Here is a 14,885-nt window from a genome sequence, read left to right as displayed (position 1 = left end):
TTCGAGCCGAGAACCCATCCCCAAGGCTGCAGAGGGGCGCGTCGGTCCTCGGGTCAGGCCCCAGGACGACGGAGAGGGAGGTGCGCGCGCCGGAATACGGCAGCGGCACAAGGGGATGCCGCAGCACGGCGCCGGCACCTTCACCCGCCCGCTTAGTCCCGCGCCAGCACGATGATGCGGTCGGCGGCGTCGTAGGCGATCTTCTCGGTCTTCTTCGGATTGACGACGACGCCGGCGAGATCGCGCGGGTCTGCGGTGCCGGCGCGCTGGCGGCGGTAGCCGATGGCGATTTCGCCGCGTTTGAGGGCCGACAGGCAGATCGTGTAGAAGTTCACGGGCTCGGTGATGTCGATATAGTCGGTCATCGGCCGCATGTAGATTTCCGAGCCCTCCTCATCCAGCAACTCGTCGAAAATCGCCGACATGCTGGCGTTTTCCGAGGCCTGGGCGAGCATGAGGCTGACCAGCTTGTTGCTGACCACGAAGTCGTCGGCGCGGGTCACTTCGGCCAGATCCCGGTTGCGCACGTCGATCATTTCGCTGACGACGCTGATATGGCGGCCGGCGGCGTCGGCGATCTTGCGCAGTTGCAGCAGAACGACCAGCGTGCGCGTGTCGGCCGATTGCGCGCCCATGTGGTCGCTGTAGCCTAGCACAAGGACATGGTCATAGCCCGGAACCTCCAGCGCATCGAGCTGCCGGCGGTCACTGGTGTCGATCTGCTTGAGTTCGATGGCCAGATTGTCGTTCGCCCGCTCGATGTCGGCGACATCGGCCGCAATGTCGGGCGTATCAGCGGCGATCGTCAGCAGCGAGCCGGGGGCGACGTAGCGCGACAGTTCGGCGGCGATGATGGGGCCGCGGCGGTTCCAGCCGAGGATGAGGGTGCGTTCGGCGCCGGCCGTGCGCGACTGGGGCGGGCGGACGGCCTCGCGCGTGAGGCGGATTTCCTGCTCGCTCATACGCACTGCCGCATCGTCCTCGGCGATGATGATGGCCTTTTCGCCGGCGGCGAAGACGCGGGCCGGGTGCGGATTGAGATGCACCTTGCCGGCCGTGTCCTGAACGCCGATCAGCGTGCAGGTCTCGTATCCCATCACCCCCGCAGCAAAGCTTTTCCCGGTGAGGCCCGGCTGCTCCAGCGTGTAGATCTCGCAGCCGTCGAAATCGAGGAGTTCGGAATAGACGGCGCTGAGGCCCGCCTGGCGGCTGGAATGCACGACGATGCGCGAAATCAGCTCGTCGGCGAGCACCAGCTGCACTTCGTTTCCACCGACGATGCGGGCCACTTCGGCATTGCGCGCATCGCGGATTTCGGCGGCGATCTGGTAGGGTTCCTTGCGCCGGTTCGGATCGTGGACGATGGCGAGCACCGACTTGATCACCTGCGAATCCGGGTCTTCCGTCTCCGGCGAGAGCACGATCACCGAACGGGAGGTCTGCGGGTTGACGATGCCGAGATCGTAAAGGTCTGTCGGATCGCCGTTGCGGCAGATGATCTTCGTGTTGGCGAGATCGGCCACCTTGTCGGCGATCTCGTCCTCCATCTCCACCTTGTCCTTGCCTGCGAGGATGACGATGTAGGGGCGCCGGCGGCTCTTGTTGGCGATGACGAGCTCGGAAATCACATCAAAGATCGAGGGCGACCAGTTGAGGATGATCGTGTGGTCGCGTTCCAGCACATGGGAGCGGCCCTTGCGCAGCTCGTCCAGCTTGTTGTCGAGACCGGAGGAGAGAACGCCGATCAAGGCCGAGAAGACGAAGATGCCGGCGATCGTGACGAAGAGCGAGACGCCGCGGAAACTCCAGCCCATGTCGCCGCCCATCGTGCCGGCATCCATAGTGCGCATCAGCGATTCCCAGGCGCCTTCGATGAAGCCGACGGGCTCGCCGCCCTCCGGCGCAATGCCCGTCACCGCCAGAAAGGCGGCGGCAATCATGATGACGATCAATGAAATGATTGCGAGCCAGCCGATCAGCGCCACTGATCCGCCGGCCATGCTCTTGTCGAAGGCGTAACGCAGTCGCGCCCCCAGGCTGCCCCTATTTTGCATTCCCCAAACCTATCTGTCCGATGCGCAGTCTCAAGGACTGAGAGCGCCCGTTGCGCGTTCGGCGAACACGCGGCGCTCCCGGAAGAAATCGCAGAGAATCAGCGTTTCAGCAATGAGCCGGCAAAGCAATTGGGCGGCCGTTTCTGGTGGGACGGCCGCTTCTCGGTGGTCCTCTCAGCGCGCGCCCGAGCATTGCCAGCGTACGACGCGGCATCCGTCGGAATAGCGCGAGCACTGGGCGACGGCGGCGCGCTGGGCACCGCGGCTGTTGTAGGCCCAGGCGGAGCCCCAACCGCCATCGTCGCCGACCGCGACGGCGCCGCAGGCGTTATTGAACCAGATGGCAACGCGGCAATCATCGGCATTGGCGTAGCAGTTTTCCTGCGCGACGCGCTCGGCCTTGCGGCGGTTGTCCCAGGAGTGCGACCAGCCGGTCGCGCCGGTCTCGGGCGAATAGGAGATGGCGCCGAAGCTGTCGGCGAGCGCGGCTTCCGCCGAGACGAGCGAGGCGAGAACGAAGCCGAGGCCGAAAATCGAGCGACGAAGGACAGGCAGCATGTGATTTCCCCTTGGGTTGCGGAGCGTTTTCGATCCGGCAGACAATGCTGATATAACGAGCGCTGCCGGTGATTTATTCGTAAGCACCAAGCGTCCATTTCCGGGCGGATGCCGGCGTGGTGAACAAGAGTTTTCCATCCGTCAATTCGTGTAGTCTCGCGTTATCGCAACGGATTCGCTTCGCCCATGTCGCTTCGCATCGCCACCTTCAACATCGAGAACCTGATGAGCCGCTTCGAGTTCAGCGGCTTTCGCAACCAGTTGAAGCAGGATCGGGTGCTCAGACTGTTCGAGGTGCGCAGCGAGGCGGAGTATCAGCGGCTCGAAGAAGCGCGCACGATCGCCCATACGGACGACACGCGTCAGCTCTCGGCGCTGGCAATTGCGGAATGCGATGCCGATATTCTGTGCCTCCAGGAAGTTGACGACATGGCCGGGCTGCAGGCCTTCGAATACGGCTACCTCTTCAAGATGGTCGGTAGCGGCTACCGGCGCAAATATCTGATCGAGGGCAATGACACGCGCGGCATCGATGTGGCCGTGCTGATGCGCGAGGAGACGCGCGACGGCGAGCCGATCGTCTGCACCAACGTGCGCTCCCATGCCGCGCTCACCTATGCCGATCTTAATCTTCACACGCCCGCGCTCGCTGCTCTCTCGCTTCTTCCCTCCGACCGGATCTTCAAGCGGGACTGTCTCGAGCTCGACATCACCGTCGGCGGGCGGCCCTTCACCCTCTATGTGGTGCATTTCAAATCGATGGGGCCGGCGCGGGACGGGCTGGACGGGCGCAGCGCCACCATGCCGGTGCGCCGGGCCGAGGCGCTGGCGGTGCGGCGGATCATCGAGGATCGTTTTGGCGCAGGCGGCGGACAGGCGGCCTTTATCATCGCCGGCGACATGAACGATTATCAGGATCGTATCGATGTGACCGGCGACCGGCGCGGCGGCTATGCGTTCCAGCCGCGGGCCGAGAGCGAAAGCGCGCTCGACGTCTTCAGCCATGACGGCTTTGCCGAGAACATCGTGCGGCGCCGGCCGGAGATCGACCGCTGGACGCTCTTCCACAGCCGCGGGCCGCAGGAACGCCATCTTTGCCAGCTCGATTACCTCTGGCTGTCACAGGCGCTTGCTAGAAGCAATCCCGATGCCGTGCCGGAGATCATCCGCCAGGGGCAGCCGTTTCGAACCCTATTTCCGCCAGGGCAGGCGGTTGAGCGCTTTCCGCGGACCGGCTGGGACCGGCCGAAAGCCTCCGACCACTGCCCGGTCGTTGCAACACTGGACCTTTGATGTCTTCCATTTCCCCCGCGCTCATCACCAATGGCATTGCCGAGAACACGATTTTCCGCCTCGACCGGCTGGACCTCACGGTTTCGCCCGACCCGCATCCGCTGCTGTTGAGCCACGCGGCCGAGATCAGCGACAATTGGGCGGCGGAGGTGGCAGCCAATCCCAGCCTGTATGACGGGCAGATGGTGCTGCACAGCCGCATCACCCTGTCTGCGGGCGCCGTGCATGCCGTCGGCCATGTCGTGCCCTTTTCCACGCTGCTTTACTGGCGCAAGGCGAAGCCTGCGGGCGGGGCGGCGCATCTCTTCTCGATTCCGGTGCTGCTATCGGCCGACAACGCCGTGATCGCGATCAAGATGGGTGCGCATACGGCCAATCCGGGCAAGGTCTATTGCGCGGCCGGCTCGCTCGATCCCGAGGACGTCATCGACGGGCGCTGCGACGCTGATCTCAACATGGCCCGCGAGGTGCTGGAAGAGACCGGCCTTTCGCTGGCGGATGCCGTCAGCGTCGGGGATTTTCATGCGCTGCACGCCGACGACTATGTGACGCTGTTCCGCGTCTATCGCTTCGCGGAGGATGCCGAGACGCTCGTTGGCCGCATCGGCGCCCATGCCGCCGATGAGGCGGATCCGGAAATTGCCGGCGTAGTGGCGATCCGCGATGCTGATCCGGCCCGCCATGGCTATGCGCATTTCATGCCGCCCATGCTTGCCTGGCTGTTCGAAGGCGGGCAAACTTCCTGAAAAGACAGGAAAACACTGGAGGGAGCCACCCATGGTCCGCCGCTACGCCATCTATGACGTCTTCACCGCAGAACCGCTCAAGGGAAACGCGCTGGCGGTGGTGCTGGATGGCGATGGGCTGTCAGCGGACGAGATGCAGGCGATTGCGAGCGAATTCTCGCTGTCGGAAACCGCCTTCGTGCTGGCACCCGAACACCCGTCCCATGGCGCGCGGCTGCGCATTTTCACGCCTGTTCACGAGCTTCCCTTCGCCGGCCATCCGACGGTCGGCACCGCGGTGGCGCTCGCGGAAGCTGCCCATCGCGGAGCGACGATCGATCTCGTAAAGGTGCTGGAGGAAGAGGTCGGACCGGTGCGCTGCGCGATCCGGCTGGAGGCGGGGCAGCCAAGCTTTGCCGAGTTCGATCTGCCGCGCCATGCCGAGGCTCTGCCGGCAAGCTTCGACCGGCAGGCGCTCGCCGATGCGCTTTCGATCAAGAGCACGGATATCGGCTTCGAGAACCATATGCCGATGCTCTGGAGCGCGGGCGTGCCCTTCGTCACCATTCCCGTGCATGATCTGTCGGCCGCCGCCGCGATCGATTTCGATCTGGCCCGCTGGGAGCACATGGCGCCGATGGCGGATGGCAGGCTTGCCGCCGCCTACGTCTATTGCCGCGGCGGACGGCATCATCAGGCGCGGTTCCACGCGCGCATGTTCGCACCCGGCATGGGCATTTCAGAAGACCCGGCAACCGGCGCCGCCGCCGCTGCCTTTTCCGGCACGATCAACCATTTCGACCAGCCGGTGGACGGGCACCATGCCTTTTTGATCGAGCAGGGCGTGGAGATGGGGCGGGCGTCCTATCTGCATCTGCACGTCGATATCCTGCGTTCGAAGGTCAGTGCCGCCCGGATCGGTGGCCACGCCGTCAAGGTGGCCGAAGGCCAGCTTTTCATCTGACGGTTCTGCCAGCCCGCGCCCCTCGGGCGCTTCGCATCCCCGGATGAAAGCGAGGCTCGTGCTCTCTCACGGAGGTGCGCGATTGCATCATACGCATGCTCGACGGCATGATGCAGTCTGACTTCGTCGCGGAGAAGAATTTGTGAGGATGGGAGGAGCCTTCAAGGGCGACTCAGGGTCCCCGCAGGAAACCTATATCCACGTGATTCGCCGCGCCTACCAGGCCCGCCTGGCCGCGCTCCGCGCGTTGAAACAACACTTCAGAACGTTCGACCAAAACAGCAACTGATTTCGGGAAGTCTTTGGTTTTTGGTGGGTGATCACGGGCTCGAACCGTGGACCCGCTGATTAAGAGTCAGCTGCTCTACCAACTGAGCTAATCACCCATCCGGACCGCGTCGCCGCGGTGTGAGGGGGGCTATAAAGAGCTTCTTTCGGCTTGTCCAGCGCCCCGCCGGATTTTTTTGAATTTCTTTTTGCCGGCTTCCATCCTGCCTGTGGAAAGGTGAAAGACGGCGGGGGTGGCGCGGTGGGCGCCAGCCCCTGTGTCGCAAGGGTTCAGCGGAACAGGGTCCACTTTTTCGGGCGGAAGGCGAGGCGGCTGCCGTCGACATTGCCGCGATCGATGGGTAGTTCGATTTCGACGCTGGCATTGGAGGCGCCCGTGGACACTTCCACATGGCGCGTGCCGGCAACGCGGCGCGAGGCCGTGACGATGCCGGCGAGACAGCCGCCGCAGCCCTCCAGCATCTCGATATCATGCGGGCGGAAGTAGAGCCTGCCATCGCCATCCGCATGTCCCTCGGCCTTCACGCCGATGGGGCGGTCCTCGAACCAGATCTCGCCACCCTCGATGCGCACCGGCAGCACATTGGATTCGCCGATGAAGCCGTAGACGAAGGGGGAGGCGGGTGTGTCGTAGATCTCGTCGGCGGTGCCGACCTGCTCGATCTTGCCCTTGCTCATCACGACGACGCGGTCGGCAAGTTCCAGCGCCTCTTCCTGGTCGTGGGTCACGAAGACGGTGGTGTGGCCGGTGTGGTCGTGGATGTCGCGCAGCCATTTGCGCAATTCACGGCGCACCTGCGCATCCAAAGCGCCAAAGGGCTCGTCGAGCAGCAGCACGTTCGGCTCCACCGCCATGGCACGGGCGAGCGCCACGCGCTGGCGCTGGCCGCCGGACAACTGGGCCGGATAACGCGTTTCGAGGCCGGAGAGCTGCACGAGGTCGAGCAGTTCCAGCGCCCGGCGACGGATCTCGTCGGCCGGCGGGCGGCGGTCGCCGGAGCGCACCTTGAGGCCGAAGGAGACGTTTTCCAGCACGGTCATGTGGCGGAAGAGGGCGTAGTGCTGGAAGACGAAGCCGATATTGCGCTGCTGCACGGTTTTCTGCGAGGCATCCTCGTCGCCAAAGAAGATCTGGCCGGTGGTCGGGGTCTCGAGCCCGGCGATGAGCCGCAGCAGCGTGGTCTTGCCCGAACCCGAGGGGCCGAGCAGGGCGATGAGCTCGCCCGAGCGAATGTCGAGGGAGACGTTCTCCAACGCCGGGAAGCGGGCGAACTCCTTGACGATGTTCTTGACGCGGACTTCCATCAATTCAAGCCTTTCAATGCCTGCGGCCGCTGGAGATCGCATCCGAAAAACGCAGTTCCAGCAGCGTCTTCAGGACGAGGGTGACGAGGGCCAGGAGGGCCAGCAGGGTCGCAACCGCGAAGGCGGCTACGAAATTATATTCGTTGTAGAGGATCTCGACCTGCAGCGGCATGGTGTTGGTCATGCCGCGAATATGGCCGGAGACCACCGAGACGGCACCGAACTCGCCCATGGCGCGGGCGTTGCACAGCAGCACCCCGTAAAGCAGGCCCCATTTGATGTTGGGCAGCGTCACGTAGAGAAAGGTCTGCCAGCCGGAGGCGCCGAGCGAGAGCGCCGCCTCTTCATCCGCCGTGCCCTGTTCCTGCATCAGCGGGATGAGTTCGCGGGCGACGAAGGGGAAGGTGACGAAGACTGTAGCGAGCACCAGCCCCGGCACGGCAAAGAGGATCTGGATGTTGTAGCTCTTCAGGATCGGCCCCAGCACGCTGTGGGAGCCGAAGAGCAGCACGAAGACCAGACCGGAGATGACGGGCGAGACGGAGAAGGGCAGGTCGATCAGCGTCGTCAGGAAGGCCTTGCCCTTGAACTCGAACTTGGCGATGGCCCAGGAGGCTGCAATGCCGAAGACGAGATTGAGCGGCACGGCGATGCCGGCGACGATGAGGGTAAGGCGGATCGCCGAAAAGGTTTCGGCATCGCCCAGCGCCTCGAAGAAGGCCGGCACGCCCTTGCGCAGCGCTTCCGTGAAAACGGCGATGAGCGGCAGCACGAGCACCAGCAGGAGGAAGACGAGCGTCAGGCCGATGAGGGCGCGGCGGGCGAGCGGACTTTCGGTCGTCGCGCTTTGAACGTTCAGGCTGTCGGCATCACGCGCCATAACCATACCTCCTGCGGCTCCAGGCCTGGATGCTGTTGATCACCAGCAGCATGGCGAAGGAGATGATGAGCATGATGACGGCGATCGCCGTCGCGCCGGCGTAGTTGAACTCCTCGAGCCGGATGACGATCAGGAGCGGCGCGATTTCCGAAACATAGGGCCGGTTGCCGGCGATGAAGATGACCGAGCCGTATTCCCCGACGCCGCGGGCGAAGGCAAGGGAGAAGCCGGTGAGCACGGCGGGTGCAAGACCCGGCAGCAGCACGCGGCTGATGGTCTGGAAGCGGGTGGCGCCAAGCGTCGCGGCGGCTTCTTCCACCTCCCGGTCGATTTCTTCCATGATCGGCTGCACGGTGCGCACCACGAAGGGCAGGCCGACGAAGATGAGGGCAATGACGATGCCCGTGGGCGTGAAGGCGACCTTGAGGCCGAGCGGCTCCAGAAGCGCACCGATCCAGCCGTTGGGGGCATAGATGGCAGTGAGCGCTATGCCGGCCACGGCGGTCGGAAGCGCAAAGGGCAGGTCCACCATCGCATCGATGATCCGGCGCCCCCAGAACTGGTAGCGCACCAGCACCCAGGCAAGGATCACGCCGAAGACCACGTTGATGAGAGCGGCGAGGAAGGCCGTGCCGAAGGAGACCTTGAGGGCCGCAATGACGCGGGGGTCGGCCGCAAGGGCAAGGAAACTGGACAAGCCAATGCCGCTGGCGCGGGCAACGAGCCCCGCCAGCGGAATGAGCACGATGAGGGTCAGCCATGACAGCGTGACGCCGAGCGCCAGTCCGAAACCCGGAAGGACGCTCGGCTGTCTGATCTGCCATCGCCGCTGGGTGCGATGTCTGGTCAAGTCTTACTGTCCCGGCTTGTAGATCTGGTCGAACAGGCCGCCATCTCCGAAGAACTTCGGCTGAGCTTCCTTCCAGCCGCCGAAATCGTCAATGGTCGCGAGCTTTACGTCCTTGAAACGGGCGATGTCCGCCGCATCGGCCGCTTCGGGCTTGAAGGGGCGATAGTAATGCTTTGCTGCGATCTTCTGGCCGACATCCGAATAGAGATAGTCGAGATAGGCCTCGGCCACCTTGCGGGTGCCCTTGTCATCGACATTGCCGTCGACGAGCGCCACCGGCGGCTCGGCCTTGATGGAGACCGAGGGCGTGATGATCTCGAACTGGTCGGGACCGAGTTCTTCCAGCGACAGATAGGCCTCGTTCTCCCAGGCAAGCAGCACGTCGCCAAGGCCGCGCTGGACGAAGGTGGTGGTGGCCCCGCGCGCGCCGGTATCGAGGACCGGAACGTGCTTGAAGAGTTCGGTCACGTATTCCTGCGCCTTGGCGTCGTCGCCGCCATTGGCTTCCCGCGCCCAGGCCCAGGCAGCCAGGAAGTTCCAGCGCGCCCCGCCCGAGGTTTTCGGATTGGGGGTGATGACCTCGATGCCCTCCTTCACGAGGTCGCCCCAGTCCTTGACGCCCTTCGGATTGCCCTTGCGCACGAGGAAGACGATGGTGGAGGTGTAGGGGGCGCTGTTGTTGGCAAGGCGGCCCTTCCAGTCGGCGGGGATCTTGCCGGTCTGCTCGGCGATGGCGTCGATGTCGGCTTCGAGCGCCAGCGTCACCACGTCGGCTTCGAGGCCATCGATGACCGAGCGGGCCTGCTTGCCGGAGCCGCCATGCGAGGTCTGGATCGTCACCGTCTCGCCGGTGTCGGCCGTCCACTTTTCGGCGAAGGCGGCGTTGAAGTCCTTGTAGAGTTCGCGGGTCGGATCGTAGGAAACGTTGAGGATCGTCGTGTCAGCGAATGCGAAGCCGAGGGCGCCGACCTGAATCGTGCTGGCCAGAAGGGCCGTCGTCAGGATACGCGTGAAGCGTCTGGACTGCATGTTCACCTCCGTTGTTGGTGGTTAAACTCTATCAGTTCAGTCGTGTTTCGAAACGCAGGAATTTCCTTCCTTTGGACGTGTCAGGGAAACGTCCTGTCTTTCAGGCGTCCAATCCGGGAATGGTGTGCCCGGCGGCCGTGGCGGTCAAGCTGTCAGCGAGCGTGGTGCCGTCCAGAATGTCGCGCGTCGCCTCTGCCACTTTCGCAAAGACATGCCGGATCTCGCAGGCGGATTCGTTCGAACAGTCGGCGCAGCGATGATAGGCGACCTTGCTGAGGCAGGGCAGCGGTGCCAGTGGCCCGTCGATGAGGCGCAGGACCTCGCCGAAGCTGACGGCATCGGGCGTGCGCATCATGAGATAGCCGCCGGCCTTGCCGCGCCGGCTCGTGACGATGCCCTCGCGTTTGAGGTCGAGCAGGATCTGTTCGAGGAATTTTTTCGGGATCGCCTGGCTTTCGGCAATCTCGCCGATCATCAGGCTGGTGCCGGGTTCGACGCGGGCAAGGGCGACAAGCGCCCGCATGGCATATTTGGCTTTTTGGGAGATCATTGTTTCACGTCGGCATGGTCACGCTGGGGAGGGCATGGCCGTTACCGGACCGCGCCTCTTCGGGCCGACATTCGGCCGGAACGGCGCGCAAATGCAAGGGCGATACCAGGTCAGGGCGGTGATGCGCCTAAAATTCGGGGAAGAATTCCGGCTGAACGCGACGATTGACAAGTTTCAGCGAGCGATCCGGCTCGATCACGTAGGTTTCCTGGACCCGCCGGCCGCGATCGTCGAAGAACTGGTGCGGCACGATGCTGCCGATCGGCGATTTTGTCAGCTTGGTCCGGGGCTGGCCGTTATAGGTGATGCTGCCGGGGATCGGTTCGAGACCGGGACCGTTCGTTGCCGTGCAACCGGCGGAAACGAGAGCAAGCAGGAGCGGGGCGACGAGGCGGCGTTTCATAGGGATCTCCACGAGTGTGACAGTCTATTTAGGCCACTTGTCGGGCGTTTACAGGCCACAGCCGGAAACGGTTCCTCTGCCGCAATGCTGCGCTGCAACATAATGCTTGATTCCGGCCGAATCTGTGAAACACTCGTCGTCATGGGAGGCATCACGGAGCGCGCCATGCGACGGATCTTTCCTGCCTGCCTGAGTGTCACCTTCTGCCTCCTTGCCGCCAGCCCCGGCCGGGGCGCCGATGTGCGTACCGATCTCATTGACAAGATCGCCGATATCGTCGCTATCGGGCGGCTTTGTCCGGCGCTTGCGGTCGATCTCGTCAATGTCACCACGCTCTCGCGCGGCAGCCGCATCGGCGATCGGGCCGAGGACTATGCGGTGATCGAAACGCTGGCGAGCGCGCGTCAGGGCGCGGTGCTTCGGGCGGGACTGACGGACCGCACCTGCCGCGAGGCCGAGCGCCGCTATGGCCCCGAGGGCGTCACGCTTCCCGGCATGCTGCGCCAACGCTGACAGGTACGTTCGCCGTCATCTTTTCGACATGCGAAGGGGCTGTAGACAGGATCGCTGCCGGCGGTTATTCGCCGAATGCTGAAATCCGGTGCGGCGGCCTGTGCTGCCCGGGTTTTGACGCTAGTTTGTGAACCGCACCGCCCAGCGCACCTGATCCGCCCCGCATGGCATGAGGAGACCGGAGAGCATGACTGACCGCATCTGCGCGCCTGAAGAAATCCTCGGTTTCTGGTTCGAGGAACTGACGCCCGAACAGTGGTTCAAGCCGACACCGGCCCTCGATGCGCAGTGCGAGCGCCGGTTCGCCGCCACGCATCTTCATGTCGCCCGCGGCGTGCCGGACAGCTGGCGCGGAACGCCGGACCGTCACCTTGCAACCATCATCCTGCTCGACCAGTTGCCGCGTAACATCTATCGCGGCACGGCGCTCGCCTTTGCGACGGATGGACTGGCGCTGGCCGAGGCACGCGCGCTGGTCAAGACGGGCGATCACCTCGCCATTGCCGCCGACCGGCGCGCCTTTGCCTATCTTCCCTTCGAGCATTCGGAAAACCTCAATGACCAGGAAACGGCGGTCGCGCTGTTCTCGGAGCTCGGCACGCCCCTTTATCTCGACTACGCCATCCGCCATGCGGAAGTGATCCGCGCCTTCGGCCGATTCCCGCATCGCAATGCCGTTCTCGGCCGGACCTCCACCGATGCCGAGATCGCCTATCTCGCCCAGCCGGGCGCAGGGTTCTGAAAACGATGATGATCCGTTGCCGCGCCCGCGCCGGTCTTTTCGCGCGCTGCCTCATGCTCCTGGCGTTTCTTGCGGCCTTTACCGGTGCCGCAGGCGCGCAGACGGCCACGCAACCGGCGCCCTTGCAGCAGATCCAGCAGATCCAGAAACAGTTGCAACAGCCGGCGCAGAACCAGACGCCGGCCGCAAGCGCCGCGCCGGCCGGTGATGGCGCAAGCCGTTCGGAAAGCAGCGCGCAGGTGAGCGCCGAACTGGAGCAGGAGGGCGCCGAGCTGAAAAAGCTCACAGCCGCCTTCGATGCGGCAAGGGACGATGATGTCGCGCTGTCCGAACTGAAGGTCTCGGTCGATGCGCTGGCGCGGCAGATTCTGACGACCTCGGCGGCAACCCGTCCGCGCCTGGAGGAGATCAAGGGGCGGCTGAGCGAACTCGGCGAGCCACCGGCCGAGGGACAGCCGCCGGAGGCCGCGGCCGTCACGGAAGAACGCCAGCGCCTGATGAGCGAGCGCAATGACATCAACGCGCTGACAGGCCAGGCCGAGAATCTTTCCGTCAGCGCGACGCGCCTTTCCAACGCGATCACTGCGACACGGCGCACGCTGTTTTCCAAGGCGCTGTTCGGGGTGACGCAGATTTCCGGCGAGATGTTCTCGACCGCCGCTGCCGCGTTCAGCGTTGAAATGCAGCAGCTGGGGCGCAGCCTGACAAGCTGGGTGAGCTTTTCCTGGAGCTACAAGCGCGTCTCCCTGCTGGGCGCGATCTTCCTGTCGCTGTGTCTGGCGCTGGTGTTTCTGGCTGGCAGCAAGCGCCTCTTTGCCTCGATATTCCGCCGTGATCCCGAGGATGACCATCCAAGCTATTTCCGCCGGTTGTCGGTCGCCTTCTGGTCGACGATGCTGCCGACATTGAGTGTCGCGGCCTTTGCTGTGACGAGCTACCTGTGCCTCGACGGCTTCAATGTGCTCAGGTCCGACATCGCGCCGCTCGTCTCGAACCTTCTCGGGACGGTCGTTGCCGTGCTCTTCGTGACCGCGCTGTCGCAAGCCGTTCTGGCGCCCGCCCATCCGCACTGGCGGCTGGTGGCGGTGTCGGACAGCGGTGCGCGTGTGCTCACCGGCATTATCTTCACCATGGTTCTGATCAACGGTGTCGACTACCTGCTGGCCGAGGTCAGCGAGGTCTTCGGCTCGCCCGTCGTGCTGACGGTGGTCAAGAGCTTCTTTGCCTCGATCCTCATAGCGCTCGTCGTCATCGGCGCCTCCATGGTGCGGCCGCTGCCGCCGGCGGACGATGACCTTAACGCGCGTGCGCGGCGCTGGCCGCGCTACATCTCGACGCCGCTTTTCCTGATCGGTATTGCGCTGATCGCCGCCGCCTTGACGGGCTATGTCGGCCTTGCCCGCTTCATTGCCACGCAGATCACGATCACCGGCGCGATCGCGGTCGTCATCTATATCGGCATGCTGGCGGGGCGTGAGCTGTCGCGGCAGGGCGCCTTTGCCGATACGGCCATCGGCAGCCGTCTTGAAAAGCGCTTCGGGCTGAGCGCCGTCGCGCTCGACCAGATCGGGCTTGCGGCCAGCCTTGGCACCTATGCGCTGGTCATCAGCATTTTCGTGCCGCTGCTCTTCCTGCAGTGGGGCTTCCAGATTGCCGATATCCAGTCCTGGGCCTACCGGATCGTGACGGATATCCGGATCGGCAACATCACAATCTCACTGGCCGGGATCCTTGCCGGCCTCCTGTTCTTTGCGATCGGCTACAGCATCACGCGCTGGTTCCAGCGCTGGCTGGACAGCAGCGTGATGGCGTTGAGCCGCGTCGATACGGGCGTGCGCAACTCCGTGCGGACCGGGGTCGGTTATCTCGGGGTCGGGCTTGCCGGTCTCGTCGCCATCTCGGCGGCCGGCATCGACCTGTCGAGCCTTGCGCTGGTCGCCGGCGCCCTCTCGCTCGGCGTCGGTTTCGGCCTGCAGAACATCGTCTCCAATTTCGTCTCGGGCCTCATCCTCCTCGTTGAACGTCCCTTCAAGGTGGGTGACTGGGTGACGACGGGGACGACGGAAGGCTTCGTCAAGCGCATTTCCGTGCGTGCAACGGAGATCGAGACGTTCCAGCGCCAGTCGATCATGGTGCCGAATTCGCTGTTCATCAACGCGCCTGTCGGGAACTGGACGCACCGCAACCGGCTGGGCCGCGCGGATATCGCCGTCACCGTGGGCTATGACGCCAATCCGCGCCGGATTCTCGAAATCCTTGCCGACATCGCCGACAAGCAGCCGCAAGTGCTGAAAAACCCGGCGCCGATGACGGTTTTCGCGGGGTTCGGTGACGAGCGCATGACTTTCGAGGTCCGCGTCTTCCTCGCCGACATCGTTAGCTCGATCGGCGTGCGCAACGATATTCGCCTGCAGATCTTCGAACGGTTCCGTGAGGAGGGGATCGCCAAGCCTTTTGCGGTTGAGGATGTCGTCGCCGATGCCGATGCCGCTACGACAAGCGTGGCGCCCGCACCGGCCGCGTCCGCCGCAGTGCAGCCGGTTTCCAGTATGCCGCCGGTAACGCAGGCGCCAGTGACGCTGCCCTGGCAGAAGGCGCCGGGGACCCGCTAGGAGACCGGCTGGCCTCACGGCTCTCGCCCGCATGCACGGCGGCCGGTTGGCGCGACCGCGCCGCCGCCTTCGTGGCATCATTCAGCCATCATTCAGCCATGCGGCGGTAAAGAGGGTGC

Annotated in this window: 14 protein-coding genes and 1 tRNA gene; 6 read left to right on the top strand and 9 right to left on the bottom strand. The window is 64.3% G+C overall.

The window, feature by feature from the left end; all coding sequences use genetic code 11:
- Positions 1 to 152: 152 nt before the first annotated feature.
- Both F3H41_RS04980 and F3H41_RS04975 read right to left on the bottom strand, forming a co-directional pair.
- On the bottom strand, positions 153 to 2,054 hold the full coding sequence (locus F3H41_RS04980; protein ID WP_149737442.1) for a hypothetical protein: 1,902 nt from the start codon (positions 2,052 to 2,054) through the stop codon (positions 153 to 155).
- Between the two features lie 174 nt (positions 2,055 to 2,228).
- The gene (locus F3H41_RS04975; RefSeq protein ID WP_149737441.1) at positions 2,229 to 2,612 is read right to left on the bottom strand and encodes a DUF4189 domain-containing protein; all 384 of its coding nucleotides are present in this window, start codon (positions 2,610 to 2,612) and stop codon (positions 2,229 to 2,231) included.
- A gap of 186 nt (positions 2,613 to 2,798) precedes the next feature.
- Between F3H41_RS04975 and F3H41_RS04970 the strand changes: the two genes are divergently transcribed.
- Genes F3H41_RS04970 through F3H41_RS04960 form a run of 3 tightly spaced genes read left to right on the top strand, consistent with a single transcriptional unit; the run spans position 2,799 to position 5,594 of the window.
- Complete coding sequence (locus F3H41_RS04970) at positions 2,799 to 3,905, top strand: endonuclease/exonuclease/phosphatase family protein (RefSeq protein ID WP_149737439.1); 1,107 nt, start codon at positions 2,799 to 2,801, stop codon at positions 3,903 to 3,905.
- Positions 3,905 to 4,651, top strand: coding sequence for an NUDIX hydrolase (locus F3H41_RS04965; protein WP_149737437.1), 747 nt, complete (start codon positions 3,905 to 3,907; stop codon positions 4,649 to 4,651). Before F3H41_RS04970 ends, F3H41_RS04965 begins: the two co-directional genes overlap by 1 nt.
- 31 nt (positions 4,652 to 4,682) lie before the next feature.
- Positions 4,683 to 5,594 carry a PhzF family phenazine biosynthesis protein gene (locus F3H41_RS04960; protein ID WP_149737436.1) on the top strand — a complete coding sequence of 304 codons (912 nt, stop codon included), beginning with the start codon at positions 4,683 to 4,685 and terminating at the stop codon, positions 5,592 to 5,594.
- Positions 5,595 to 5,904: 310 nt separating this feature from the next.
- Here F3H41_RS04960 and F3H41_RS04955 read toward each other — a convergent pair.
- The 7 genes from F3H41_RS04955 to F3H41_RS04925 all read right to left on the bottom strand — a co-directional run bounded on the left by F3H41_RS04955 (position 5,905) and on the right by F3H41_RS04925 (position 10,899).
- Positions 5,905 to 5,980 (bottom strand) — tRNA-Lys (locus F3H41_RS04955).
- A gap of 172 nt (positions 5,981 to 6,152) precedes the next feature.
- Positions 6,153 to 7,187 carry a sulfate/molybdate ABC transporter ATP-binding protein gene (locus tag F3H41_RS04950; protein WP_149737434.1) on the bottom strand — a complete coding sequence of 345 codons (1,035 nt, stop codon included), beginning with the start codon at positions 7,185 to 7,187 and terminating at the stop codon, positions 6,153 to 6,155.
- Positions 7,188 to 7,200: 13 nt separating this feature from the next.
- Positions 7,201 to 8,067 carry a sulfate ABC transporter permease subunit CysW gene (gene cysW, locus F3H41_RS04945; protein ID WP_149737432.1) on the bottom strand — a complete coding sequence of 289 codons (867 nt, stop codon included), beginning with the start codon at positions 8,065 to 8,067 and terminating at the stop codon, positions 7,201 to 7,203.
- Positions 8,057 to 8,917: a sulfate ABC transporter permease subunit CysT gene (gene cysT, locus F3H41_RS04940; protein WP_149737430.1), complete on the bottom strand. Its 861-nt coding sequence runs from the start codon at positions 8,915 to 8,917 to the stop codon at positions 8,057 to 8,059. Before cysT ends, cysW begins: the two co-directional genes overlap by 11 nt.
- A 3-nt stretch (positions 8,918 to 8,920) precedes the next feature.
- The gene (locus F3H41_RS04935) at positions 8,921 to 9,946 is read right to left on the bottom strand and encodes a sulfate ABC transporter substrate-binding protein (RefSeq protein ID WP_149737429.1); all 1,026 of its coding nucleotides are present in this window, start codon (positions 9,944 to 9,946) and stop codon (positions 8,921 to 8,923) included.
- Positions 9,947 to 10,046: 100 nt separating this feature from the next.
- On the bottom strand, positions 10,047 to 10,496 hold the full coding sequence (locus F3H41_RS04930; RefSeq protein ID WP_149737427.1) for an Rrf2 family transcriptional regulator: 450 nt from the start codon (positions 10,494 to 10,496) through the stop codon (positions 10,047 to 10,049).
- A 127-nt stretch (positions 10,497 to 10,623) separates the two neighbouring features.
- The gene (locus tag F3H41_RS04925; RefSeq protein ID WP_149737425.1) at positions 10,624 to 10,899 is read right to left on the bottom strand and encodes a hypothetical protein; all 276 of its coding nucleotides are present in this window, start codon (positions 10,897 to 10,899) and stop codon (positions 10,624 to 10,626) included.
- Between the two features lie 165 nt (positions 10,900 to 11,064).
- Here F3H41_RS04925 and F3H41_RS04920 point away from each other — a divergent pair, with 165 nt between their 5' ends.
- From F3H41_RS04920 to F3H41_RS04910, 3 genes are all read left to right on the top strand, one after another.
- Complete coding sequence (locus tag F3H41_RS04920; RefSeq protein ID WP_149737424.1) at positions 11,065 to 11,412, top strand: hypothetical protein; 348 nt, start codon at positions 11,065 to 11,067, stop codon at positions 11,410 to 11,412.
- A 187-nt stretch (positions 11,413 to 11,599) separates the two neighbouring features.
- A complete protein-coding gene (locus F3H41_RS04915) occupies positions 11,600 to 12,154 on the top strand; it encodes a DUF924 family protein (RefSeq protein WP_149737422.1) in 555 nt (184 codons plus the stop codon).
- Between the two features lie 53 nt (positions 12,155 to 12,207).
- Positions 12,208 to 14,766, top strand: a complete 2,559-nt coding sequence (locus F3H41_RS04910) for a mechanosensitive ion channel family protein (RefSeq protein WP_149738222.1) — start codon at positions 12,208 to 12,210, stop codon at positions 14,764 to 14,766.
- Positions 14,767 to 14,885 lie beyond the last annotated feature (119 nt).

Origin of the sequence: Rhizobium sp. RU20A (assembly GCF_900155885.1) — a bacterium.
Classification (GTDB): domain Bacteria; phylum Pseudomonadota; class Alphaproteobacteria; order Rhizobiales; family Rhizobiaceae; genus RU20A.
The sequence above is the reverse complement of the archived record's forward strand: the minus strand, read 5'-3'. Positions and strand labels throughout refer to the sequence as shown.